The organism is Lactiplantibacillus brownii (assembly GCF_031085375.1).
GTDB classification, from domain to species: domain Bacteria; phylum Bacillota; class Bacilli; order Lactobacillales; family Lactobacillaceae; genus Lactiplantibacillus; species Lactiplantibacillus brownii.
This window is the reverse complement of the sequence record NZ_JAVCWF010000001.1, coordinates 1834334-1858233: the sequence shown is the minus strand read 5'-3', so window position 1 is coordinate 1858233 and position 23900 is coordinate 1834334. Positions and strand designations below refer to the sequence as shown.

28 protein-coding genes are annotated in these 23900 nt (G+C 43.8%); 21 read left to right on the top strand and 7 right to left on the bottom strand.

Annotation, left to right across the window (positions count from 1 at the left end; all coding sequences use genetic code 11):
• Positions 1 to 79 precede the first annotated feature (79 nt).
• The 5 genes from RA086_RS08815 to RA086_RS08795 all read left to right on the top strand — a co-directional run bounded on the left by RA086_RS08815 (position 80) and on the right by RA086_RS08795 (position 5020).
• Positions 80 to 1063, top strand: coding sequence for a hypothetical protein (locus RA086_RS08815; protein WP_308703436.1), 984 nt, complete (start codon positions 80 to 82; stop codon positions 1061 to 1063).
• Positions 1064 to 1275: 212 nt separating this feature from the next.
• On the top strand, positions 1276 to 1527 hold the full coding sequence (zapA, locus tag RA086_RS08810) for a cell division protein ZapA (protein ID WP_308704445.1): 252 nt from the start codon (positions 1276 to 1278) through the stop codon (positions 1525 to 1527).
• Between the two features lie 52 nt (positions 1528 to 1579).
• Positions 1580 to 3946, top strand: a complete 2367-nt coding sequence (locus RA086_RS08805) for an endonuclease MutS2 (RefSeq protein ID WP_308703435.1) — start codon at positions 1580 to 1582, stop codon at positions 3944 to 3946.
• A gap of 84 nt (positions 3947 to 4030) precedes the next feature.
• The gene (gene trxA / locus RA086_RS08800) at positions 4031 to 4348 is read left to right on the top strand and encodes a thioredoxin (RefSeq protein ID WP_308703434.1); all 318 of its coding nucleotides are present in this window, start codon (positions 4031 to 4033) and stop codon (positions 4346 to 4348) included.
• Between the two features lie 255 nt (positions 4349 to 4603).
• Positions 4604 to 5020, top strand: coding sequence for a Panacea domain-containing protein (locus RA086_RS08795; protein ID WP_308703433.1), 417 nt, complete (start codon positions 4604 to 4606; stop codon positions 5018 to 5020).
• 205 nt (positions 5021 to 5225) lie between these two features.
• On the opposite strand, the gene RA086_RS08790 is transcribed toward RA086_RS08795, so the two are convergent.
• Complete coding sequence (locus tag RA086_RS08790) at positions 5226 to 5759, bottom strand: YslB family protein (RefSeq protein WP_308703432.1); 534 nt, start codon at positions 5757 to 5759, stop codon at positions 5226 to 5228.
• A 198-nt stretch (positions 5760 to 5957) separates the two neighbouring features.
• Here RA086_RS08790 and racE point away from each other — a divergent pair, with 198 nt between their 5' ends.
• The 6 genes from racE (at position 5958) to RA086_RS08760 (ending at position 10373) form a co-directional block, all read left to right on the top strand.
• Positions 5958 to 6773, top strand: coding sequence for a glutamate racemase (racE, locus tag RA086_RS08785; RefSeq protein ID WP_308703431.1), 816 nt, complete (start codon positions 5958 to 5960; stop codon positions 6771 to 6773).
• Positions 6773 to 7369, top strand: a complete 597-nt coding sequence (locus RA086_RS08780; protein WP_308703430.1) for an XTP/dITP diphosphatase — start codon at positions 6773 to 6775, stop codon at positions 7367 to 7369. The genes racE and RA086_RS08780 overlap by 1 nt, the downstream gene beginning before the upstream one ends.
• A 2-nt stretch (positions 7370 to 7371) precedes the next feature.
• The gene (locus tag RA086_RS08775) at positions 7372 to 7890 is read left to right on the top strand and encodes a metallophosphoesterase (protein ID WP_308703429.1); all 519 of its coding nucleotides are present in this window, start codon (positions 7372 to 7374) and stop codon (positions 7888 to 7890) included.
• Positions 7891 to 7978: 88 nt separating this feature from the next.
• Positions 7979 to 8470, top strand: a complete 492-nt coding sequence (gene cbpB, locus RA086_RS08770; RefSeq protein ID WP_308703428.1) for a cyclic-di-AMP-binding protein CbpB — start codon at positions 7979 to 7981, stop codon at positions 8468 to 8470.
• Between the two features lie 18 nt (positions 8471 to 8488).
• Positions 8489 to 9202 (top strand): 2,3,4,5-tetrahydropyridine-2,6-dicarboxylate N-acetyltransferase, encoded by a 714-nt coding sequence (dapD, locus tag RA086_RS08765; protein WP_308703427.1) that lies wholly within the window; start codon positions 8489 to 8491, stop codon positions 9200 to 9202.
• A 16-nt stretch (positions 9203 to 9218) separates the two neighbouring features.
• On the top strand, positions 9219 to 10373 hold the full coding sequence (locus RA086_RS08760) for an N-acetyldiaminopimelate deacetylase (RefSeq protein ID WP_308703426.1): 1155 nt from the start codon (positions 9219 to 9221) through the stop codon (positions 10371 to 10373).
• Positions 10374 to 10510: 137 nt separating this feature from the next.
• On the opposite strand, the gene RA086_RS08755 is transcribed toward RA086_RS08760, so the two are convergent.
• From RA086_RS08755 to RA086_RS08740, 4 genes are all read right to left on the bottom strand, one after another.
• A complete protein-coding gene (locus RA086_RS08755) occupies positions 10511 to 11167 on the bottom strand; it encodes an NAD(P)H-binding protein (RefSeq protein WP_308703425.1) in 657 nt (218 codons plus the stop codon).
• A gap of 84 nt (positions 11168 to 11251) precedes the next feature.
• Positions 11252 to 11605 (bottom strand): cyclophilin-like fold protein, encoded by a 354-nt coding sequence (locus RA086_RS08750; protein WP_308703424.1) that lies wholly within the window; start codon positions 11603 to 11605, stop codon positions 11252 to 11254.
• Positions 11606 to 11617: 12 nt separating this feature from the next.
• The gene (locus RA086_RS08745) at positions 11618 to 12256 is read right to left on the bottom strand and encodes an SDR family oxidoreductase (RefSeq protein WP_308703423.1); all 639 of its coding nucleotides are present in this window, start codon (positions 12254 to 12256) and stop codon (positions 11618 to 11620) included.
• Positions 12257 to 12310: 54 nt separating this feature from the next.
• A complete protein-coding gene (locus tag RA086_RS08740; RefSeq protein WP_308703422.1) occupies positions 12311 to 12772 on the bottom strand; it encodes a hypothetical protein in 462 nt (153 codons plus the stop codon).
• A gap of 134 nt (positions 12773 to 12906) precedes the next feature.
• Between RA086_RS08740 and RA086_RS08735 the strand changes: the two genes are divergently transcribed.
• The 3 genes from RA086_RS08735 to RA086_RS08725 all read left to right on the top strand — a co-directional run bounded on the left by RA086_RS08735 (position 12907) and on the right by RA086_RS08725 (position 16009).
• Positions 12907 to 13815, top strand: coding sequence for a LysR family transcriptional regulator (locus RA086_RS08735; protein WP_308703421.1), 909 nt, complete (start codon positions 12907 to 12909; stop codon positions 13813 to 13815).
• Between the two features lie 224 nt (positions 13816 to 14039).
• Positions 14040 to 15575, top strand: a complete 1536-nt coding sequence (locus RA086_RS08730; RefSeq protein ID WP_407659059.1) for a Y-family DNA polymerase — start codon at positions 14040 to 14042, stop codon at positions 15573 to 15575.
• Positions 15575 to 16009: a hypothetical protein gene (locus RA086_RS08725; RefSeq protein ID WP_308703420.1), complete on the top strand. Its 435-nt coding sequence runs from the start codon at positions 15575 to 15577 to the stop codon at positions 16007 to 16009. The genes RA086_RS08730 and RA086_RS08725 overlap by 1 nt, the downstream gene beginning before the upstream one ends.
• Positions 16010 to 16152: 143 nt before the next feature.
• On the opposite strand, the gene RA086_RS08720 is transcribed toward RA086_RS08725, so the two are convergent.
• Positions 16153 to 17037: a mechanosensitive ion channel family protein gene (locus tag RA086_RS08720; RefSeq protein WP_308703419.1), complete on the bottom strand. Its 885-nt coding sequence runs from the start codon at positions 17035 to 17037 to the stop codon at positions 16153 to 16155.
• A 252-nt stretch (positions 17038 to 17289) separates the two neighbouring features.
• Between RA086_RS08720 and RA086_RS08715 the strand changes: the two genes are divergently transcribed.
• From RA086_RS08715 to RA086_RS08700, 4 genes are all read left to right on the top strand, one after another.
• A complete protein-coding gene (locus tag RA086_RS08715; protein WP_308703418.1) occupies positions 17290 to 17706 on the top strand; it encodes a DUF948 domain-containing protein in 417 nt (138 codons plus the stop codon).
• A 2-nt stretch (positions 17707 to 17708) separates the two neighbouring features.
• Positions 17709 to 18227, top strand: coding sequence for a YtxH domain-containing protein (locus RA086_RS08710; RefSeq protein ID WP_308703417.1), 519 nt, complete (start codon positions 17709 to 17711; stop codon positions 18225 to 18227).
• Positions 18228 to 18292: 65 nt separating this feature from the next.
• The gene (locus RA086_RS08705; RefSeq protein WP_308703416.1) at positions 18293 to 18754 is read left to right on the top strand and encodes a MerR family transcriptional regulator; all 462 of its coding nucleotides are present in this window, start codon (positions 18293 to 18295) and stop codon (positions 18752 to 18754) included.
• A gap of 65 nt (positions 18755 to 18819) precedes the next feature.
• On the top strand, positions 18820 to 19773 hold the full coding sequence (locus RA086_RS08700) for an aldo/keto reductase (RefSeq protein WP_308703415.1): 954 nt from the start codon (positions 18820 to 18822) through the stop codon (positions 19771 to 19773).
• Positions 19774 to 19832: 59 nt separating this feature from the next.
• On the opposite strand, the gene RA086_RS08695 is transcribed toward RA086_RS08700, so the two are convergent.
• Positions 19833 to 20942, bottom strand: coding sequence for a M24 family metallopeptidase (locus RA086_RS08695; protein ID WP_308703414.1), 1110 nt, complete (start codon positions 20940 to 20942; stop codon positions 19833 to 19835).
• Between the two features lie 265 nt (positions 20943 to 21207).
• Between RA086_RS08695 and ccpA the strand changes: the two genes are divergently transcribed.
• The 3 genes from ccpA to RA086_RS08680 all read left to right on the top strand — a co-directional run bounded on the left by ccpA (position 21208) and on the right by RA086_RS08680 (position 23819).
• Positions 21208 to 22218: a catabolite control protein A gene (gene ccpA, locus RA086_RS08690; protein ID WP_308703413.1), complete on the top strand. Its 1011-nt coding sequence runs from the start codon at positions 21208 to 21210 to the stop codon at positions 22216 to 22218.
• Between the two features lie 415 nt (positions 22219 to 22633).
• Positions 22634 to 23506, top strand: a complete 873-nt coding sequence (locus tag RA086_RS08685) for a TIM barrel protein (protein ID WP_308703412.1) — start codon at positions 22634 to 22636, stop codon at positions 23504 to 23506.
• A complete protein-coding gene (locus RA086_RS08680) occupies positions 23499 to 23819 on the top strand; it encodes a DsrE family protein (RefSeq protein WP_308703411.1) in 321 nt (106 codons plus the stop codon). The genes RA086_RS08685 and RA086_RS08680 overlap by 8 nt, the downstream gene beginning before the upstream one ends.
• Positions 23820 to 23900: the final 81 nt, after the last annotated feature.

The following is a 23900-nucleotide window of genomic DNA, read 5'->3' as shown; positions in this document are numbered from 1 at the left end:
TACATATTAAAGTAGTGAGTCATATCGATTATCCTTTGTTAGCAGGATTCATAGACAAATTTATGATGGAGGCTTTTTATTGGAAAGTGCAGATAATAATCAAATGAAGAATTATACCTTCAAACGGCAAATATCGAATTTTTTAAAAGATATTATTTCTCCGGACTTTTTGAGAATTATGTGTTTTACAGGAGTTGCAGCGTTTGTCTTAATGATAGTGTTATCCTTATTTTTTTCAGAAGTTGGTATTAGTTCTGGTTTTGGTATGCGTATGTTGATGTTATTTAATATGATATTCATCTCTGGAATATTGTTTTTTGCAACTAGAAATAAATCAACTGTGCTGTCATTAAGCTTTATTGGACTTAGTATTATCCATTTTCCGTCAATCTTTCTCAGTCTATTGCTGGACTATTTAGTCCAGCAAATTGCTCAGCAAAACGTATTATTTACAAATGAGAATTTTCAAGCATTCAAAGTAGCATGTAAGGCAGTGGTACCTGGTCTTTTGGGAACTTATCTAGTTATTCTTGGGGCCGCATTTACAATTTTGGCCCTCTTTTGGGTTATAAATGGTGAGTTTATGGATAGCATCGTATTCGTTATTTCGGGAAAGAAAATCAGTGATACACCTTATGTTGAGCTCTTTAGAAATACTGAACAGACTTTGAACTTAATGGATGAAAATATTTTTGCATTTCTAGTATTCTTACATTTTCAGCGTCTACACAAAAGCCGACAGGATGATTTGAATGACTTTAGATTTATAAGAGGACTGTCTTCGGATAATCTTTATTTTTTTGAAAGAACCTTAAAAAAGGTGTCTTCTATCTCGTTTTCGGTAAGATCGGGACTAAGTTTAGTCAGTTTATCTTCACTATTCACTACTCTGTTTGACCATGTGCGAATTCCAGTACGTGCCATATTTAACACAGACGGTACCCTCCTAGCAATAATACTGCCATTTTTGGTGTTATTAATTTATAGCCACTATATCAGAGGTGTGGGGGAGCTACTTAAAAAAATAAAAAGAGTAGAAGCAGAGCGGAAAATGGTTAAATAGCGTGTCAGAAAATATTTCAATAGTGTGACATACTCTTGATTACGAATAAGCGCGTGCGAACACGGTGGCTATTAAAAATGGTTAACCTTAATTTATTGATAATTATAAAATGCTTAATTAAAGAAAATTACACGCGCACCCTAAAAGTCGCATAAAACCAGCAATCATGCTAAAATAAGTCATGTTACTGAACACGAGGGAGCTGGGTTATGATGGCTACAAGCAAGCGCCGCTTCAAAGCGGAGATTGATGGTCACACTTACACGATCATCGGTAGTGCATCCGACCGTCACATGGAAACCGTGACGCGGATGATGAATGAACAAATTGAACAACTTAAGAAATTAGCCCCAGATCTGTCAGACCAAGAGATTGCGACATTACTCGCATTCAATGCGATTTCAGATCAAGTGGATAAACAAGCAGAATTATTGAAGATGCAACCGGATGATGCCAAAGCATAACTGCATCATCTTTTTTTTGCGGCGGACATGAGCCGATCCAAGGAGGAATACGATGAATCCTAAAGTACTCACCACCTTAGAGTACCAACAAGTTAAACAACAACTGGCACCTTATTTGGTGTCTGCAGCGGGTCAAAAAGAACTCGCCGCATTACAGCCACTGAGCGAGTTGGCTAAGGTCCAATATGCCTTAGATGAAACCAACGATGGTGCCGAAGTTTACCGGTTAAAGGGCGGCATTCCGATTGCTCGGCTGGCAGATATTGCGCCGCATATGAAGCGACTCGCAATCGGTGCCACTTTAAATGGTAGTGAACTTGGTCAAGTCGGTCGGGTTTTGAAGACTACCCGTGCAATTACGCGTTTCTTTGAAGACCTCTTAGAAGATTCCCCGGAAAATGGGATTCGGCATTTATTTGATGAAGTCCAAGAACTGGTGACACTTCCTGAGGTAACCAAGCGCTTGGCGACAGCGATCGAAGGGGACGGCCACATCACGGATGATGCGTCACCCGAACTAAGTAGTATTCGGAGCCACATCAGCAAAACCGAAGGCGAGATTCGCTCGAAGATGGAACAATATACCCGGGGAAAAGATTCCAAGTACCTGAGTGATCCAATCATCACCATTCGAAACGATCGATATGTCATTCCTGTGAAAGCAGAGAATCGCAGTCGTTTTGGTGGGATTGTGCATGATCAAAGTGCCAGTGGTCAAACGCTATTTATTGAACCACAAGCAGTGATGGCGCTAAATGACCGGCTTCGTCAGAATCAAGTGGCGGAGAAACAAGAAGAACAGCGGATTTTGGAAGAACTCTCTAACTTGATTGCACCGTATCAAGACGAAATTCTGCAAAATGCGGCGACGCTGGGCCATTTTGACTTCATCAACGCGAAGGCTCGTTATGCTCATGATATGAAAGCAACCGAACCTACTGTTTCAACGAAGAACGAAGTCTTCTTGCGGCAAGCTCGGCATCCGCTGATTGATCCCAAGAAAGTGGTCGCCAATGACATCACCTTGGGGACCGACTATCAGGCTATCGTCATCACCGGGCCAAACACTGGTGGGAAGACGATTACGTTAAAAACGCTTGGGTTACTCCAATTAATGGGGCAATCTGGCCTATTTATCCCCGTTGATGAAGGCAGTCGCATCGGCATTTACGATGAGATTTTTGCCGATATTGGCGATGAACAATCCATTGAACAGAATTTAAGTACGTTCTCGTCACACATGGAAAATATTGAAAGCTTTCTGGCACGCATCGATGACCGTAGCCTGGTATTAGTCGACGAATTAGGTGCCGGGACCGATCCACAAGAAGGGGCCGCTTTAGCAATTGCCATTTTAGATGCCATTGGGGCCAAAAGTACACAAGTTGTGGCGACGACTCACTATCCAGAATTGAAGGCGTATGGGTTCAATCGGCCAGATACGATCAACGCCAGCATGGAATTCGATGAAGCGACGCTGAAACCAACGTATCGTTTATTGGTCGGGATTCCCGGTCGTAGTAATGCCTTAGACATTGCTCAGCGACTCGGCATTCCACGAGCAATCGTTGATCAAGCGCGTTCATTGACGGATACCGATAGTCAGGACTTAAATGCGATGATTGCGGACCTAGTTGCTAAGCGCAAACAAGTTGAAGATGAACAGTTGCAACTAACAACTGACCTATCTCACGCGGATAAGCTGCACAAAGAATTGAAGAGTGAATTCAATGCTTATCAGCAGCGCAAGGATCAACTCATCGAAGAAGCTAAAGTGCAAGCCAACGAAATTGTGACAAAGAGCAAGACGACCGCAGATGCAATCATTAGCGATTTACGCAAGAAACAGCTCGCTAGTGGAACGACCAACGTGAAGGAAAATGAGTTGATCGATGCTAAAGGTGCGTTGAATGCTTTGGAACAACAACCTAAGTTGAAGAAAAATCGTATTTTACGACATGAGAAGGCCAAACAAGATTTCCATGAAGGCGACGATGTTCTCGTGAAGTCATACGGCCAACGGGGCGTCCTGGTACAGAAAATGGGCAACCATGAATGGGAAGTTCAGTTAGGTATCTTGAAGATGAAGATTCAAGATGCCGATCTGGAAAAGGTTAAGCCTGAAGCTGAACCGAAACGGGCACGCGCCACAGTGCAGTCAGCCAATGCCAGTCATGTTTCGCCTAATCTTGATCTGCGTGGCGTCCGCTATGAAGACGCGATGACGCAAGTGGATCGTTATATTGATGCGGCGCTCCTAGCTGGCTACCCATCCGTCACAATCGTGCATGGGAAAGGGACTGGCGCGTTGCGTGAAGGAATCACAGAATACTTGAAGACTAACCGTCAAGTAAAGTCATTCCACTTTGCGGCGCCTAATCATGGTGGTAACGGTGCGACCGAAGTTAATTTTAAATAGATTGTAGGCAAATTAGTTGTTCTTTTCTGTGTAACTGATATACTTACTATTAGTAAATGATAAAATATGAGGAGGCCGATTGAAATGGTCGAAGCGACTACGGATAAGACTTTTGAAACGGATACTGCAAAAGGCGTGACATTAACTGATTTTTGGGCAACTTGGTGTGGTCCTTGTCGGATGCAATCACCTGTTGTTGAACAATTAGCAGGCGAAATGGGCGATAAAGTTACCTTTAACAAAATGGACGTGGATGCTAACCCAGAAACGGCCAGCAATTTCGGTATCATGAGTATTCCAACTTTATTAGTTAAAAAAAATGGTGAAGTGGTCGATACTTTGGTCGGCTATCACTCAAAAGAACAAATTATGAAAACTTTAGATCAATACGTGGAAGCATAGGCGTGTTGTTTAGCGGGTTCTTGGTTGCCAGTAAATGGCAATTGGGATCCGCTTTTTTTGAAGGGTAAGTGTATTAAGATAGGCTATACTGAGCTTGTTTCAGAATAAATGGATGATAGGTACTCACGTCTAAAGAAACTAAAGATTGTCCGAGAAATACTATTTCTGAATTCGTTGCAAATACAAATAGTATTCAGGGATATTCTGAATGTCGGCCAGTTGCTTATGATGAGCTACTAAAGGGGGAATAATAGGATGTCGATGAATGTATTGAGCCAACATATCTTGGCGGTTGGTAATCGAAATAACTTAAATGTAACAAATTTGCAGCTCCAGAAAGTGATGTATTTCGTCATTCAAGATTATTTGAGAGACCATAATGGCATCGAATTTATTAAGAAAATATATAATCGTCCATTTGAAAGCTGGCAATATGGCCCCGTTGAACCGGATATTTATTATCGATATAGTCAATACGGCAGTATGCCAATTATTAATAAAGGGCACTATCATAAGGCCTATTGGGTTTTGGATGAGTCTATTGTTCATCGATTAACAACTGATGTATTTGATTTAATAGACGAAAGTCACGCAGAAAAATTTTGGCAAAAGAATTTTTGCGAACACCATCAGCGAGCAAAGTATCGTTTAATAGATATCGTAAATGACTAACTGTGAGTTGAATACGATATTGTAGTCCAAAATTGGCCAATATCATTAGGCGTTCTGAGTGCTGTTTTCGGATTACCGTGGCTGAGTGACGTTTTTATCTATCAGAGAAGAAAGTCAAATTAAAATATCCTGTATCACACTTTTAATGATGTGACAGGGTATTTTGTTTAGTAAAAAACATCGCCAGTTAGGCGATGTTTTTAGTTTAAGCATCCGGATTAGTTGGCGCATCGTCAGGGGCTGGTTGTTGATCAGCTTCTGGACGCACAATTTCAATCGGTGTCGCAGGATCATGAGCCAACAATGGTTGGTCATGGTCGATCGTTACGGCAATGCGAATGCGCATTTTGTTTTGGAAGGTGATCTTAGCTTCACTGACACAGTTGAAGCGGGTGCTCGCTTGTTCAGCAAGGAAGCCGGTCTCCAACATGAAATCGGGATCTTTAATTGCAAAGCTACGCCGGGCAACCGGTTCACCGGTCAATTCATACGTGATTAAGTCGTTGGCAGCTTGTTCAACGATGAGATGGCCCCAGCCACATTGTTCAAAAAATGTCACTAAGTCCTCATCAGCGGCGACTGGAAATTGGCGCGCCAAATCTTTACCGGCCCAGTAAAGAATCCCACTGCGATCGTCTCCCAGCAAGTTCGGTAACAAGGCATCGCGCAAGACTTCCACACTTAAAACTGAAGACTTGATTGCGTTACCCGCAAATTGAGAATAAAAGGCGTTCGTCATGATAGTTCCTTTCCATGTGTAATCGCAGTATCTTACTGCATCATAATAAATATTATACCTTGTTTCCACAGATATACAGCACTTTTTCACTTCGAAGAACGGAAACTTTACCAATTCATACCCATTCATCCGGCTTGAATTCAAGGCTAAAAAAGGCCATAATGAAGTTTCAGAATTCAGCGAACGGAGATTTTAAGCATGATAAATGAACAGGCAATTGGTTTCATGGATTCCGGGGTCGGCGGTTTGACAGTGGTCAAACAGGCCTTGAAACAACTCCCACGTGAAACAGTTATTTTTATTGGAGACCAAGCACGGTTACCTTATGGGCCGCGCCCAAGTGCCCAAGTCAAAGACTTTTCCTGGCAAATGGCCACTTTCTTGTTAAAACAAAACATTAAGATGTTAGTCATTGCTTGCAACACCGCGACTGCGGCCGCTTTACCGGATCTGCGGGCTAAATTAAAGATTCCGGTCATTGGCGTGATTTCACCAGGCTCGCGGGCGGCCATCAAAGCTTCCAAAAATCATCGGATTGGGGTTATTGCGACGGAAGGAACCATTCGTAGCAATGCCTATCGTGATGCTATTTTGGCTAAAGATCCTAGTGCGACCGTGATCTCAAAGGCTTGTCCGAAATTTGTCCCATTAGTTGAATCGAATGAATATCGTTCACCAGTCGCTAAACGCGTGGTGGCGGAGGGATTACAAGATTTCAAACATAGTGGTATCGATACCTTAGTTTTGGGTTGTACCCATTATCCCTTGTTACGGCCATTGATCCAAAATGTCGTCGGTCCAAATGTGACCTTGATTGATTCGGGAGCTGAGACCGTGAACGGCGTCTCATTTATGCTAGATTATTTGGATATTGCGAATACGAGTAGCACTAAGGCCCAACCAGATCATTATTATACGACGGGGTCCGCGACGCAATTTGCGACAATTGCGAAGGATTGGTTAGGGCAACCGAATTTTAAAGCAACTCAAATCGATTTAGGCGGTGACTTATAATGAAGGACTTAATTATTGCAACAAACAATCCGGGTAAGGCACGTGAGTTTGGCGAGATGTTTAAAGATTACGATATTGCCATCAAAACTTTAGCGGATTTTACAGACATTCCTGAAATTAAGGAAAATGGGATCACATTTGAAGAGAATGCCACCAAGAAGGCCACAGTCGTTGTTAAAGCGACGGGACTACCTGTAATTGCGGATGATTCCGGCTTGATGGTCGATGCGTTACATGGTGATCCAGGGGTCTTTTCCGCACGATATGCTGGTGACCATGACGATGCAGCCAACAATGCTAAATTATTAGCTAATTTGGGCGGTGTGCCAGCAGCCAAACGGACAGCGACTTTCCACACAACGTTAGTGGCCTTAAAGCCAGATGGCCAAAAGTTAGTGGTTAACGGTGAACTTAAAGGGCGCATCTTGATTGCACCACGCGGAGACAATGGTTTTGGTTATGATCCGTTGTTCTGGTCAGAACAATTCCAGAAATCATTGGCTGAATTGACGGATGCACAAAAGAATTCAATCAGTCATCGGGGGGCGGCATTACGCCACTTGATGCCAAAATTTGACGAATGGTGGGCGAATTAGCGATGAAATGTTTAGTAGTCAGTGACAGTCACGGTGATCGTGAGATTTTAGTCCAACTGCTTGCCGCTTATGAAGGCAAAGTTGATGCCTTTTTTCACTGTGGCGACTCCGAATTAGCCATCGATGATGACGTGTTCAAGCACATGTATACGGTTCAAGGCAACATGGATTTTGATGATCGCTTACCGGACGAAGTGACGACTACCGTCAAAGGCGTGCCGGTCTTTATGACACATGGTCACTTAGTCGGCGTTAACTTTGGCTTGGACCAGTTAATGGCAGCTGCCAATCAGCAGCATGCCCAGTTGGCATTTTTCGGTCATACTCATCAGTTAGGGGTTGAACGACACAATGGGTTATTGCTGCTGAATCCGGGGAGTATCAGCCAACCACGTGGTGAGTTTACGCGGCTTGGTGGGACCTATGCCATCGTGGAAACTAAGGGGCAAGACATCTCGGTGCAATACTATAATCGGCAACAACAGCCAGTATCTGCGTTAAACTTTCATTTTACCCACTAAAGAATTGGTAAAATGAGCAAAATTCCCTTAACTTGGGGCCGCTTTCAGGTAAAATAGAAAGAGGGCTTTAAAGAAGGGGGTTCACCCGATGTTAATAAAACCAGTTGAGGACATGTTACTGCGCAATGCTGATCATTATTTGATTCCAGCAGATATTGTCGCGGTTGTCCAAGCTGATAACAACTTGTATCATGCATTTTTAGTGTTAACGAAAATCAAATACTCGAAAATTCCGGTGTTGGATAATGATGGCCACTTTGAAGGGTTAGTTTCCTTACCATTGATCACGGAACAAATGCTCGGTTTCGACCACTTAAATACCGAAATCTTAATGCACATGCATGTGAGTGACGTGATGGAGACCAAGGTGAAAACCGTGTCAGCAGTAGGGGACGTCGAAGCTACCTTACATTTGATGATCGATGATCCGTTTGTTCCGGTCGTCGATGCCGCGGGGATCTTTCAAGGCATCATTACTCGGCGTGAATTTATGAAGAGTTTCAACTTCTTGACTCATGAAATTGGAAAACAATATGATATGATTGAGAAGGACTTTTCCAGTAGTGAAAAAACTAACTAAAATAATGGAGGCACTCTGATGGCAAAATTAGATGCACAATCAATTATTAACTACATTGGTAATTCAAAGAAAAAGACGCCCGTGAAAGTTTACGTCAAGGGTCAACTCGATAAAATCACTGAGGTTCCCGCTGAAATCAAAACTTTCTTTAGCGGTAACGCTGGGGTTTTGTTTGGTGACTGGGCCGATGTAGAACCATTCTTAAAGGCTAATGCGGATAAGATTGAAGATTCTGAATTAGAAAATCATGCGCGTAACTCCGCTGTGCCAATGGCAGATTTAAAACAATATAATGCGCGTATTGAACCAGGCGTGGCGATTCGTGACCAAGTTTTGATTGGTGACAATGCGGTGATCATGATGGGTGCGGTCATCAATATCGGGGCCGAAATCGGTGAAGGCTCAATGATTGATATGGGGGCCATTTTGGGCGGCCGTGCGATCGTTGGGAAAAACTGTCACATTGGTGCTGGCACTGTGTTAGCTGGCGTGGTTGAACCACCGTCGGCTAAACCTGTTCAGATCGACGATGACGTCTTAATTGGCGCTAATGCCGTCGTTTTGGAAGGCGTTCATGTTGGTAAAGGCGCGGTTGTCGCAGCTGGCGCCATTGTTATCAGCGATGTTGAACCGAATACCGTGGTTGGTGGCGTGCCTGCCCGTAAATTAAAAGATATCGATGACAAGACTAAGAGCAAAACGGAACTGATGAGCGAATTACGGAATCTTTAATTTTGGAGGTGTAAAGATGGCATTACAGGAAGCCGATTTAATTCCGATTTATCAACATTTACACCAAATTCCGGAACTGGGCTTAGAAGAACACGAAACGCACGCGTACTTGTTATCAATTATTGCCAAGATGCCACAAGATTTATTGACCATTAAGACGATTCCAACTTTAGAAACGGCGATTTTGGTCAAGGTCAGTGGTAAGCGACACGACTATCGAATCGGTTATCGGACTGATATCGATGGGTTACCCGTGACAGAAGCGACAGGATTGCCATTTGCCTCACAACACCCTGGTAAAATGCATGCTTGTGGGCACGATATCCATATGTCCGTGGCGCTGGGGATTTTGAGCTATTTTGCTGAAAATCAGCCAGAGACGGATATGATCTTCATGTTCCAGCCCGCTGAAGAAAATGCTTCTGGGGGAAAACGGCTCTACGAAAGTGGCGCTTTAGATGCAGAATGGTTGCCCGACGAGATTTTTGCTTTCCATGATAATCCCGACTTGCCAGCGGGTGCGATTGGTTGTCGGATGGGGACGCTATTTGCGGGAACTTGTGAGATTCATGCTCATTTGACCGGTAAAAGTGGTCACGCGGCTTTCCCACACAATGCCAATGATATGGTCGTAGCCGGTTCAGCGCTCGTGCAGCAATTACAAACGATCGTTTCACGCAACGTTGATCCAATTCAAAGTGGCGTGGTCACGCTGGGTCACTTTACGGCTGGGACGATTGGCAATGTGATCGCTGGCGAAGCACAAATTGATGGCACGATTCGGGCGTTGACGCAAGAGATGAACTTGCATATCCAGCGTCGCGTGCGTACGATCGTTGAAGGGATTGCGCTAGCCTACGATTGCAATATCGACCTTGATTTACATCAGGGCGGCTATTATCCCGTTGAAAATAATGACAAAATCACCGCAGATTTCATGGCTTACATGAAGCAAGCGGCTGATGTGAACTTTATTGAAACGCGACCAGCGATGACTGGTGAAGACTTTGGTTTCTTGATTCATCAAATTCCAGGAACGATGTTTTGGCTGGGTGTCGATAGTCCGTATTCGCTTCATTCTGAACATATGGTGCCACATACAAGTGCCATTATGGCTGGTGTGAATGCGATGACTGGCTATTTGACCCATCGTAATGAGCTACAGAAATAAGCGATAAACTGCCTAATGGCGTATGTTTTGACCATAACAATCTAAAAAAGACTGTTCAGAAATTCAATATTTCTGAACGGTCTTTTTGATTTGTTTTGGACACATTTTTGTTATGACGCTATTGAGTTGAAGCTATTTTATTGAGTCTTGGCCATAATCTTTATTTGGGGCAACAGGTTGTCAGTACCCGGTTTTGAAATTCCTAAACTGGCTCGGACATACTGTTTAGGCGTGAAAATTATTTTTAAGATGAGATCTGCAATACTTGCGCGTGAGACCATGGTTCCCTTGAAAAGTTCACCTTTTTGGGTCAAGTCGTAGTCGATGTTTGACTCATCCGTCATATAAGCCGCTCGGATAATAGTATATTGCAATTCTGATTCTTCGATCACTTTAGCGGCCCGACGTGTATCGTTTTTAGCAGCGTGGCCGACAACTTTTTCTACCCAAGAACCAAAAGGACCAGGCGTTTCGTGATATAGCCCAGATCCAGTAATCCAGATCAGTTGCTTAATGGCATGCTTGTTCATCATCTTGGTGATGGACCTTGCTGCCAGTTCCATGTTACCGGCTAAGTTGACGTATACAACGTCTTGATTGGACATTGCAACATCTAATAGTTTTAAATCATTCACGTCACCCTCGATGAGCTTTTCACGCGCTGGTATGGCGATGGCTAAGCGACTAGCGTTTCTCAAAACTAAGGTTAGCTTTACGTCACTTTCGTTTAGTAATCGGTGTTCAACGATTCTAGCAATGCGGCCATTGGCGCCTAAAATTAAGATATTTTTCATAACGACACTTCCTAAATTTAATTAATTTTTTAATACCGGTTATGCGGTCAATCATCAGTATATTAATATTGAGGGTCCGCTAATCTAGATCCTTTCGAATTTCATTAGTGTGTCGCCCGCTGATCGTAATGGGGTTAAGTCACCACTGTTAATATGACCAACTTTTTGTAAATTACTGATGACTTCGCCCGTTTGTTTGTAAAAAATGACGAAACTGTGACGGGGTGTCCAGTAAGCGATATCGCCCACAACGTAACTTGACGTCTGTGCTTCGTCAGCGGGTAAGCCTTGTTTGAAACGATACGTCAATTCTCGTGAATACAGGTTTAACATGGGTAGTTCAAATGGCATTTTTGACAATAGTGTTTTGGTTGTGGCGTTTTCGATAAAATTAGCCGTAAATATTTGGTTATTGATCGTAATTTTGATGGTGTACATAGTTGGTACCTCCTAATAAAAAGCTGGTTTATCCCAAGCGGTGTTAGGTTCTGCTACGCCGATACTAGTTCGTTGGTAGCGTTGTGGATTTTGAATGATGGTATTGATGAGTTGTGCAACTGCTTGACGTGTGACTTGAGTGTCTTTAAATGGCGTCCCTTGTGGAATGACGTGGTAGTCAACGTGTTGATCGTCATTATATAACCACGCCATACGTAGAAAGGTATAGTCAAGACTGCTATCATCAATCACGGAAGCGGCTCGCTTGATTTCCGTGTAGTCGCCCATCATGCGTGCGTTCCAAGCCCCGAACTTTCCAGCAACTTCATCATAAATTCCTAATCCACCAGCAACGATAAGCCGATTGACTTGGTCTTGCTTCATCGCTGCAACAACGTTTTGATTCGCGGTTGTAAAGTGACCAGTCGCTAAATAGACGATATCTTGGCCGGCAATTGCTGAAAGTAAGTCGTCGTAGTGGTTCCAATTGCCGTCGATGAGGGTTACTCGTGGATGCTTACTGTATTCAGCTAATCGGTGACTGGCCTGACGTGCAAATAGCGTTAAGTCAATCGTATCTTGTTTGAGTAGCAGTGGAATTAGGGCCTTTGAAATATTACTGGTCGCCCCTAATAAAATAACTTTTTTCATTGTGTTGACTTCTTTCTTTAAAATACTAAGATTAATGATTCAATTGGATTCAATTTAATCATGCTGTTTATCTAAGCGGTGGTTATAATTTAGAACGGTCATTGTCTTAAAATCGGTTCCGTAAAGGCGGATCTTTTCACCATAGGGAGCTAATGAAATTTCATTATGAGTCGTGATTTTCCAAGTACCGGAATAAATATTAGTCACATGCTGTTGATTTTCCTGCCACTTGTGATTGGCGAAAAAGGTAATCTTTTGGTGAAGAGACTTATTATGATGATTAATCCAGACGCCGATGACATCTTGATCAGTTAAAGGAGGGTTACTTGACTGCTTGCGTTCTAAATGTGAATCCGGCTTTGGCGTTTGCTTAGAATTAACCATTACTGATGAGTTTGACGCTGGTTTCGATGAACTAGTCGTTGCTGGTTGATATTGAGTGGCAAATATCATGATGACTAATCCAAGGATGGTGATGGCGAGTCCTAAAAGTGCTCTTATTAACCTTTTGTTCATTTATAAACCTCGTTTCATATTCTTGTGTGCCTTGAGTACAAGGACTAGTATAGTGGGAGATGGCGGTTATGAGAAGAATCTGTTAGTTCACTCACTACTAACTATTGGTTCATACTTAAATGAGAGGCGATTTTATGGATATTAATCAATTGCAAACTTTTTTACGAGTTAGCGAGTATGGCAGTTTTACAAAAGCCGGTGAACAGAGTTTTATCTCAGGGACTGCTGTGATGAAACAAATTAACCGGTTAGAAACTGAACTCAATCTCAAACTTTTTGTTCGAACTACTGCCGGTGTTAAGCTCACACCGCAAGGGCAAAAATTTCAGCCATATGTGCGGCAAATACTAGATTTACTGAATACAGCCGTTGAAGAAACCCGGCAAGTTCGTTCTGACGATAAAAGAATTATCAAATTGGGAACTTCTTTACTGCATCCGGCAGATCCTTTCATGTCGCTATGGAAGAGAATTGCACCAAAAATGCCTAAATTTCAAATTCGATTGGCCCAATTACAGGAAGATTTAAATTCAAGCAACCGCGAGTATGCCATGCTAGGGCGGAGTAGTGATGTGATTGTTGGCACGTTCGACAATGCAACGCTGAAGCAATCATTTAGTGCCATCAAGTTGGGAACGTACCGCTTTGGAATTGCCGTTCGTAGTGATAATCCGTTGGCCCAGTTGGATGAAATTGCTTTTAATGACTTAGCTCATCAAAAGATTTTGATGGTGCCTAAGGGGATTAGCGAGAAGAATGATCAGTTACGTCATCAAATGTTAGCCGTTACCCCAAGTATTCAGCCGATTGACACTAAGGGACGTTATGACATCAACACTTTTAACGAGACTGTTGAAGAAAATATCGCCATGGTTTCACTAACCCCATGGCGGAATATCCACCCCAACCTAGTAACGGTGCCATTGAAAACGACAATTGAGGTTCCATACGGGTTATTGAGTCCCAAGTTACCAGGAAAAAAGACGGCAGATTTTTTGCATGAGTTTACAAAATTAATTCGTGAAAATGAGTTTTATCAGTGAGTGAAATTCACATATATGCAAGAGACAAGTGTGTGACCAAAGGCGATTAGTTTGCGAGCGTTAACGTGATGCCACGTTAAGCGAAATAAACTGACTTTTGGCCCAAACTGGTCTCTTTTAGTTTGGATCTAATGACAGACCGTTATTTTTTGATGATTTAAGGGGGATAGGGCTAGCGCTGAAAGTCGAATTAAAGTATAATAATTGGGGAACAAATGTTCTGAATGGAGGTGGAGCTCTTGGCAACAGATCGAATTTATATGGCCATTGATTTAAAGTCGTTTTACGCCTCGTGTGAGTGTGTGGCACATCATTTAGATCCGCTGAACGCTAATCTGGTGGTGGCCGATCTTTCACGAACGGATAAAACGATTTGTTTAGCTGTTTCGCCAGCGCTGAAACAATTCGGAGTACCCGGTCGACCACGGCTGTTTGAGGTCGAACAACGCGTCTTACAATTGAACCGAGAGCGCGCCAAACACTCGTCTTATGCGCAGGTTGCCCGCTATAAGTCTATTTACCGGCGGAAGTTGCTGAAGATGCCCGGGTTGGGGATCGACTACAAGGTCGTGCCACCGCGAATGCACGATTACTTAAAAAAGAGCGCTGAAATTTACAGCATTTATTTGCGTTTTATTAAACCAGAAAATATTCATGTTTATTCGATTGATGAAGTGTTGATGGACGTGACGGATTACGTGGTACAACACCACGTTTCACCGCATCAATTAGCCAAAACCATTATCCATGAAGTGCAAGCTTCAACGGGAATTACGGCGACGGCGGGAATTGGTACGAATTTATACCTCGCCAAAGTGGCGATGGATATCGTTGCCAAGAAGATTCCGGCTGATGAAGATGGGGTGCGAATTGCCCAAATGAACGAATTGCAGTACCGACAATTTTTATGGCGTCATCGCCCGCTGACTGATTTTTGGCGCGTGGGCCGGGGCTACGCCAAGCGTTTAGAAAAGTTGGGCCTCCAAACGATGGGCGACGTCGCACGTTGTTCACTAGGAACGCTCTCGGATCAATTTAACGAAGAAGTCTTATACCGTGAGTTTGGGAAGAATGCAGAACTACTAATTGACCATGCCTGGGGATGTGAATCGGCGACTTTAGCGGATATCAAGCAATACCGAGCTAGTGAACATGGCATTTATGCGAGCCAAGTTCTGATGACGCCGTATCCATACGAACAGGGACGCCAGGTGTTACGCGGCATGGTAGATAACTTGGCATTAGATCTGGTTAAGCGCCGGGTGGTCACGGATCAGATTGGGATTCGGATTGATTATGATGTGCAGAGTCTGTCAGCTGTTCATGATCAGGGAAAGTTGACTACTGACTATTATGGTCGGGAGGTCCCTAAGCCGGCGCACCGTAATGTCCGACTGAAAATTGCAACCTCATCACCAACGGAACTACAGGACGCTTACCGTCAACTTTATCAGCGGACGGTGGGGCGACAATTATTGATCCGGCGGGTGACAGTCATGGCAAATCATCTCGTTGATGAACAGCAAGCCGCCCAAGTGCCTCACTATGAACAGACCAGTTTATTTGAGGATTTACAACAAACTGTTCACCGGGATCGCCAAGCACATCGCCGGCGTGAACGGGATCGTAAGTTACAAGAAACCATTTTAAAATTGCAGGCAACTTCTGGCAATAAAAACGTCGTCCTCCGGCTGGCAGATTTAGCAACCGGATCAACGACGATTGAACGCAACGCACAGATTGGAGGACACCGGGCCTGATGACTGAACCAAAGACTAAAATTGAAGCGGGTCTGTTTAATGACACGTCTATGTATCGGGATATCATGTTTCGACCACAGCCAAATCCCAAAGCACATCTACGAATGAATCGGGAGGACCGAGCAGCACAGTTTGCCCCGTTTGCAGCCTTAACGGGCTATCAAGAATTAATCGATAAACGGGCAGCAATCTATGCACACAAGCAGTATCCGGATGCCGCGCAGGTTGCCAAGGTGACGGCTCAGCTTCAACAATGTCAAGGACGGCAGCAGTTGTGCGTGCAACTTAACTACTTTAACGATACCGTCGGGCTTTATCAAACCACAACAGCATCGTTGGTGCGAGTTGATTGGGATCGAGGCGTTGTTTTCCTACAAGATCAGGATCAGATTGCGATTGCCAACATTCGTTGGATAAAAGCCGCTCAGGCCTAATTGAAATCGAGTCACAAAAATTTGTGACACGTTTCGGCTATAATGATCAAAAATCACAAAGGAGCTTGGATTTTGTGCCAAGCTCCTTTGTGATTATCATGAAAAAGTTTTAGTTTTGAATTAGCTCAACACAAGTAAGTTTTTTATGAGCGTGGACGGTACAACGATAGGGAAGGTAATTGAATCCCAGCTGCTTTAGCGGCGGCGAGATAGGCAGCCAAAAAGTCACGCTGAATCGCGAATTGCATCCCGTTTTTGACGTAAAATTGCACTCGAAATACGAGTGTGCCATCCGTTTGTGTGGTGACCCCTTGAATATCAGGTTGACCAATGATATCAGGATAATTAGGAACGAGCTTTTTGTTGGTGGCTTCGATGGCTTTAGTCAATTCGGTCGTCGTCGTGCTGGCAGTGATGTGTAGATCGATTAGGACGCGCATATCGTTGCGGGACTGATTGCTGATGATCAGGATCTTACGGTTAGGAACAAAATTTAAGGTCCCATCGGCACTGGTAATCTGCGTCGTACGTAGTCCCATGGCTGAAACGGTGCCTTCAATGGTTTCAATCTTAACGTAGTCGCCAACGTCGAATTGGTCTTCTAATAGAATGAAAAAACCAGTCACAATATCACTGACAAAGCCTTGAGCACCTAAGCCTAAAGCCACACTGAAGATCCCAGCACTGGCAATTAAAGTGCCCACTGGGACACCTAATACCGATAAAATGGCGTAAAGCCAAAAAAAGATAATGATATAAGTGAAGATATTGAATAATAACGTAAAAATCGTCGAGATCCGATTAGAAGCGGTGTCGTTTGTATTGGCATTGGTAATAAAAACGTGATGGATAAGATGTTTACCAATACGATCAATCAGCCAAAATAGGAGACTAAATAGGACAATTTCGATAATTTTACCGCCGATGTTGAGAACAATCTGTTGCCAGTCAATCTTGGCGGCTAATTTCATCCAGACCGACACTTGTTTCGGTGTTTCAACCGCACCGATAGTTAATGGAAAGAACATGTTTTCACCCTCGTTAAAGTTGTCTGAGATTTAGTTTAGCAGACTTTGATGGTCGAACCAAGTTGAATTAGCCGGTTGGGCTAAAAGTGGCGATTTTTAGAGAGGGGACTAAGCGCCGACCTCTCAGTCATGTAACCGCTATAAGTTGGTGACTAATCTCATCAGGATGTAAGCACTTTTTTCATTGCAGTATTTTTATGACAATGCTATGCTTATTCTAATGTATTGGCTGTTGAAGGAGGAATTTTTAAGATGATTACACATATTGCGGGAATCATTGCCGCTGTAGCATTCTTATTGCTCGTTTGCTTTATTGGGATTTTCTTAGTGCGGATGACTAGAACGATGGGTGAAGTCAACCGAAGCTTGAGTTCAATCACGGATGATGTGGATGCCTTGTCTCATGAGACTGAAAAAATCATGTCGAACGCTAATGAACTGTTAAAAGATGTGAATGGTAAAGTTGCCACCATTGACCCAGCGTTCAAAGCAATGGGTGACTTGGGACAAAGCGTTTCTGATTTAAATGCGGCGACCCGTGAGTTGACTGCCAAAGTTGGCAAGACGAACGAAAAGCGGAGTAAGTTTTCAAGTGCTTCCAAGGTTGGCAAAGCTGCCTTCGATGTTTACCGAAACCGCCGCTCAAAAAATAATAGCGAGGAGTCTTAATTATGTCGAAAAAAGGATTCTTATTTGGTTTAGTTGTAGGTGGCGCCGCCATTGTCACGGTAGCCATGAAAATGGACGATGACAAGAAAGCTGAATTAAAAGCTAAAGCACAACAAGGGTTGGCTGACTTTAAAGACCGGGCCATTGATTATGCGTTTTACGCTAATGATGCCGCTGAAGACTTTAAAGAAGAAGCAGGCAAACAATTCGCTGATGCGAAGAGCAAAGTGGCTGACTTTGCGGATCAATACCAGACGGCTAAGTCGGAAGACGGCGAGGGCTTTAGTTCTAGTTTGGACCAAGCCACAGATAGTTTGCGTTCCGAACTAGCACGAGTTGAAGCTGAAGGTGACGATGACGACGCGGATGATAGTGATGATATCGTCATCGACAGTTCGGCAGCTTTTAAAGCTGAAACTGATTCCGCTGACAATGATTCAGCAACCAGTGCAGATTCTGAAGCGGCAACTAGTGCGACGAGTGCAGCTGATTCTGCTGATGACGAGCCAGCAGATAAGTAAAGTTGAAAATTTTGAAGCCATGCACCTAGTGCGTGGCTTTTTTGGCTCTAAAGGGGGCAATCAACATGTATTCAATTGGGGCAGTAGCAAAGTTAACTGGAATTTCGCCATACACATTGCGCTATTACGATAAAGTGGGGTTAACACCATTTGTAAAACGGGATGCACATGGTCGACGGGAATTTGATGGTGCTGGGATTGATTCGCTCGCGTTAATTACGTGTTTGAAGCAGACCGGGATGCCGTTAGACGAGATTCGGCAATTTGTCAGTTGGTGTGCTGAAGGGGACCAAACGCTTGGGGAACGACTGGCATTATTCAAAGAACAGCGCCAAGCGGTCGCAGAGCAGATCCATCAATCGTTACTGAACTTACAAAAGGTTGATCATAAGATTGCCACTTATCAAAAAGCGCAGCAAGCCGGGAGTGAAGCGGCAGTCGACTGTGATCAGATTCCACTACGAAATTTAAATGAACTATTGAACGAGGTCCAAACCTACGAAGTCCAGAAGTTTCCGGGTAAATAATTGACTTAGAGGGTACTCTAAGCGCTAACCTATACTTGTGAACAAATCAAGGGAGTTTTAATGATATGAAAACAGTTCAGTTAGGTGACACCCAAAACCGGGTTTCGGCGGTGGCCTTGGGCATTATGCGAATGGTACGTCTGAATACAACGGACGCGGCCAAAGTTTTAAATGTGGTCCACGATCACGGAGTCAATATGATTGATGCCGCGGATATTTATGGGAACGGTGAGTCAGAAAAAACGTTCGGTGCAGCGCTCAAGCAGTCGGGTCTCAAGCGCGATGATTTCTTTATTCAATCCAAAGGTGGCATTGTCCTCGATCCTAAACGTAGTCGGGGCGACTTAGTCTTTGGTCAACGTTACGATTTTTCAAAGCAACATTTGCTTAAAACGGTTGACGGCATCTTGCAACGGCTACAAGTGGATTACTTGGATTCATTCTTATTGCACCGGCCTGATCCATTGATGGATTTGTCAGAAGTCGCGGCCGCATTCGATGAGTTACAGGCGAGCGGAAAAGTTCGCCACTTCGGGGTGTCCAACTTTAACCCGATGCAAGTTGACTTGCTACAATCAGCGGTCAGTCAAAAATTAATGATCAACCAATTACAATTTGGTGTGATGCACACGGGGCCAATCGATTTCGGCTTGCACACGAATATGCAAGATGATCGGAGTATTAATCACGATGGTGAGATCATCGAATATTCACGGTTGCATCATATGACGATTCAAGCTTGGTCACCTTATCAATATGGCATGTTTGCCGGCACATTTATTGATAACGCTAAGTTTCCAAAATTAAATGAAGAATTACAAAAATTAGCCGATAAATATGGTGTCACGAAGAATGCCATCGCGACCGCTTGGATCTTACGGCATCCCGCACACATGCAAGTTATTTTGGGTTCAATGAATCCACAACATTTAACGGAAAGCATTGCGGGGGCGGATGTGACCTTAACACGGCAAGAATGGTACGATGTTTACTTTGCTGCCGGCAATGATTTACCATAAAATAGTCAAAATGGCAGTCAATTCACATTATCGTGAATTGACTGCCATTTTTTTGCTAATTAAAGGTCTAAAATTTTCAGTTCTTTTGAAGTATGGGTGAATGGCTTGAAACCAGCCTTAGTAACGACCCCACAGTCTTCAATGCGGACGCCAGCAACGCCTGGAATGTAAATCCCAGGTTCGATGGAGAAGCACATGCCTTCAACCAGCGGCATATGATTGCCGGCCATGATTGATGGAAATTCGTGATCAGTCTGACCTAAGCCGTGACCTAAGCGGTGAATGAAGTAGTCGCCATAACCAGCTTTAGTGATGACATCACGAGCTAACTTGTCGACATCTTCGGCAGGCATACCAGGTTTAACAGCTGCTTGGGCGGTCAATTGAGCTTCAAGACAGACGTCATAGATTTCCTTTTGCTTGGCGGTTGGGTTACCGTAAGCAATTGTACGTGACGCGTCAGAGGCATAACCTTCCCACATCACACCTAGGTCAAATAGAACGAGTTCATTGGGCTTGATCTGAGTTTGGTTAGTGGCGCCATGTGGTTCAGCGGCATGAGCACCGGCTTGAACTAAGGTCCCAAAACTCATTTCCATGACGCCTTTTTGCATCAAGGCATATTGTAATTCTGCCGCAATTTGTTGTTCGGTTCGGCCAGCTTTGACTGCTGCAAAACCTTTTTCGAAGGCAAAATCAGCCCACTTACCAGCAACCGCCAATTTTTCTAATTCGTCCGGTGTTTTGACGAGCCGGAGTTGTTGGATCATTGGTGATAAGTTTTTGTCAAAATGAGCTGCTGGAAATTGTTTCTTGACAGCTTGGAAACGATCTAAGGTCAAGTTGCCTTCTTCTAAGGCCCAAATCTTTGGATCAGTCAATTGCTCAGTAATATGTTGGGCAATTAAGGCATAAGGGTCTTCATGATCCAAGTAGCCATAGACTGGATAAGGCCAGCCGGTGCCTTTAATTGCTTCAACTTCTAAGGCTGGTGCAAATAAGAATGGTTCCGCGTCGGCAAAAACGAAGAGGGCCAGTGTCCGTTCAATGGGATCACTGCCGAAACCGGTGAGATAAGAAATCGTGTGAAAATCGCTAATATAGGTCACGTCAACATGATTGTCGACGGTCCATTGGCGTACTTGTTGCAGTTTAGTATAATCTGCCACTTAGATCACTCCTCAAATTAAGTTTTGTTGCTACCTATAGTTTAGACTACGCACTTCATTAAAGCAAAGTGAGAAAAGTTGTGGTTAAAATTGAAAAATTCGTTGGAAAATCTTGCTTTTTGAAAACAAGTACGGTATTATTTTCATGAAAGCGATTTCATGAGCTTTCTAAAGTTGCATCTGAGCCATAATTTTGCTATATTGGTTGATGTTGCATGAAAACGAATGAAAACAAGTGATACCAAGTAAGAAAGGGCTATTTTATATGGAAAAACAAACAGTTACGATTTATGATGTGGCACGCGAAGCGGCGGTTTCAATGGCCACAGTTTCACGGGTCGTCAATGGGAACCCAAATGTTAAGCCAGCCACCCGTAAAAAGGTCTTGGCGGTTATCGAACGGCTAGACTACCGTCCAAATGCAGTTGCACGAGGCCTTGCGAGCAAGCGTTCGACCACGGTTGGGGTTATTATCCCGGATGTGACGAACATTTACTTTGCTTCCTTAGCACGTGGGATTGATGATATTGCGATGATGTACAAATATAACATCATTTTGACCAACTCCGATGATGCTGGTGAACAAGAAGTGAACGTTTTGAACACTTTGATGGCTAAGCAAGTTGACGGGGTCATTTTCATGGGGAACCATATTGATGATAAACTCCGTGCGGAATTCAAACGGGCAAAAGCACCAGTTGTTTTAGCTGGGACGGTTGATCCACAAGGCGATACGCCAAGTGTCAACATTGACTATGCAGCTGCGGTTGAAGAAGCAGTGACCAATTTGATCCAACGGGGCCACAAGAAGATTGCGTTAGCCCTCGGACCGCTGTCACAGTCCATCAATGCGGAATACCGGTTAACTGGTTACAAGCGGGCTTTGAATAAAGCTAAGTTACCTTATGATGACAAGTTGATCTATGAAGCTGGCTATTCTTATGATGCTGGGACTAAATTGCAACCAGTTATCGCTGACAGTGGGGCCACAGCGGTCTTTGTTGGTGATGATGAAATGGCAGCTGGGATTATCAACGCTAGCATCGAGTCAGGTGTGAGTGTCCCAGATGACTTAGAAGTCATTACGAGTAATGATACGATTGTGACGCAGATCACGCGGCCAGCAATCACATCGATCACGCAACCATTGTATGATATCGGTGCCGTAGCGATGCGGATGTTAACTAAGTTAATGAATGATAAAGAATTAGATGAAAAGACGGTTACGTTACCATACGGCATCGTCCGGCGCGCTTCCACGAAATCGGCGGAATAGTTCGGTTAAGAAGATTGCGTTATACTGGGTTCAGGACTTCGGTTCTGGGCTCTTTTTTGTAGAGTGTTTAGCCAGACGGGTTGAGGGTGAGCATTGCCTAGCTACTGTCCGAATGCGGGTTTGGCATTGGGACAGTAGCGTAGCAAGCGGAAGCCTCAGTCTGGCTAAACACGTTTCGGCTATCAAAGAAAAGTAAGCCGCTACTGTCCGAATGCGGGTTTGGCATTGGGACAATAGCGTAGCAAGCGGAACTAGCAGGCTTGATTCACACGTTTCGGCTATCAAGGAAAGATAGAGTGTATCCCTACCGTTGAAAAGACCACAGAAAACGAAACGAACCAGTTTACACTGTTGTCACTTAAACCAATGTGAAAACAAAAATGTGCCTAGAATCAAGAGAGGATGACTAACGACAATGTTAACTTTACCAAAACGTCCCGGAATCGTGCAGTTGGGCTTAAAAGCTGCGGATGAACCGACACAATTAATGGACCGGTTACAGTATCGGCCCACAACTTTTGAATTTTTCACGAGTGCTTCAGATTTTGAACCTGAGCCCTTTAAACGGTTAAAAACGGCCATTGACTTTGTGAAAAGTAATGTGACTAAAGATGTGGTCGTGCATCATCCGATGAGCTATCACGGGGTGCATTTGGACCAATTATTAGATCCTAAACGCCAGCCGGAAGCCTATCAATTCTTGCAAGATTCCACAGCACAGTTGTTGGACCTTGTCATCGCTGAAAACTGCCGACTATTAGTGCACGGCGGTTACGGTGGCAGTGAGAGTGCCGCCTTGATTCAGGAGTATCCCTCTTTGGCGGCCGCCCGAGAAGTCGTTTTTGAACGGTTGGATAATCTAGTTCAGCAGGGGAATGGGCATGTCATGATTGAAAATGGGATTACGGCCAGTTTTATGTATGGTGATCCCCAATTAGATGAAATGATTATTCAGCACCAATTACCATTAGTCTGTGACCTAAGTCATGTCTTTATTGGGCTGCATGGTGATATGAAATTAACTTTGTTGTCGCTAAAACGGTTACGGCCATTAATTCGACACTATCATTTGGTTGATTCGCTTGGCCAAAAACATGATAGTTTACCGTTAGGAGCGGGGCTGATTGATTGGCAGCAAGTTTTGCCTGTCATGAATCCGACGGCTAGCATGATCTATGAAGTACCGGATGCGACGGATGCCACCTGTGCCAATATGTTAACGAGCTACCATTATTTGCGTGGCTTGGAAATTAAGACGCTGGAACATCAGGGGGCTGATCATGACTAAAGTGGTAGTACACGTAGATGAGGTCGCAAAAGTGTCGATGGCGTTTAGCAACGTCCAAAATCTTTTGACCGCAGCGCCAACGAGTGAAATCGTCATAGTCGTTAATGGCCCAGCTGTCACAACCTTGACTTTGAAGAGCTGGGAAGATTTTATGACTGCTTGTCCACAAGTTGAGGTCGATGCCTGCCAAAATGCGTTGACTAGTCAACAGGTACCAATTACTGAACTAGCAACAGGGGTACAGGTCGTTCCAGCTGGTGTTGTACGAATTGTATCGTTGGAAAGCCAAGGCTTTGTTTATTTACGGCCGTAAATGTGGCTGGTCTAGTAGACATTCGTTACATTAATGTGAATGATAATTCTAAGAAACTGTTCTTTGTAACGGTTTCTTTTT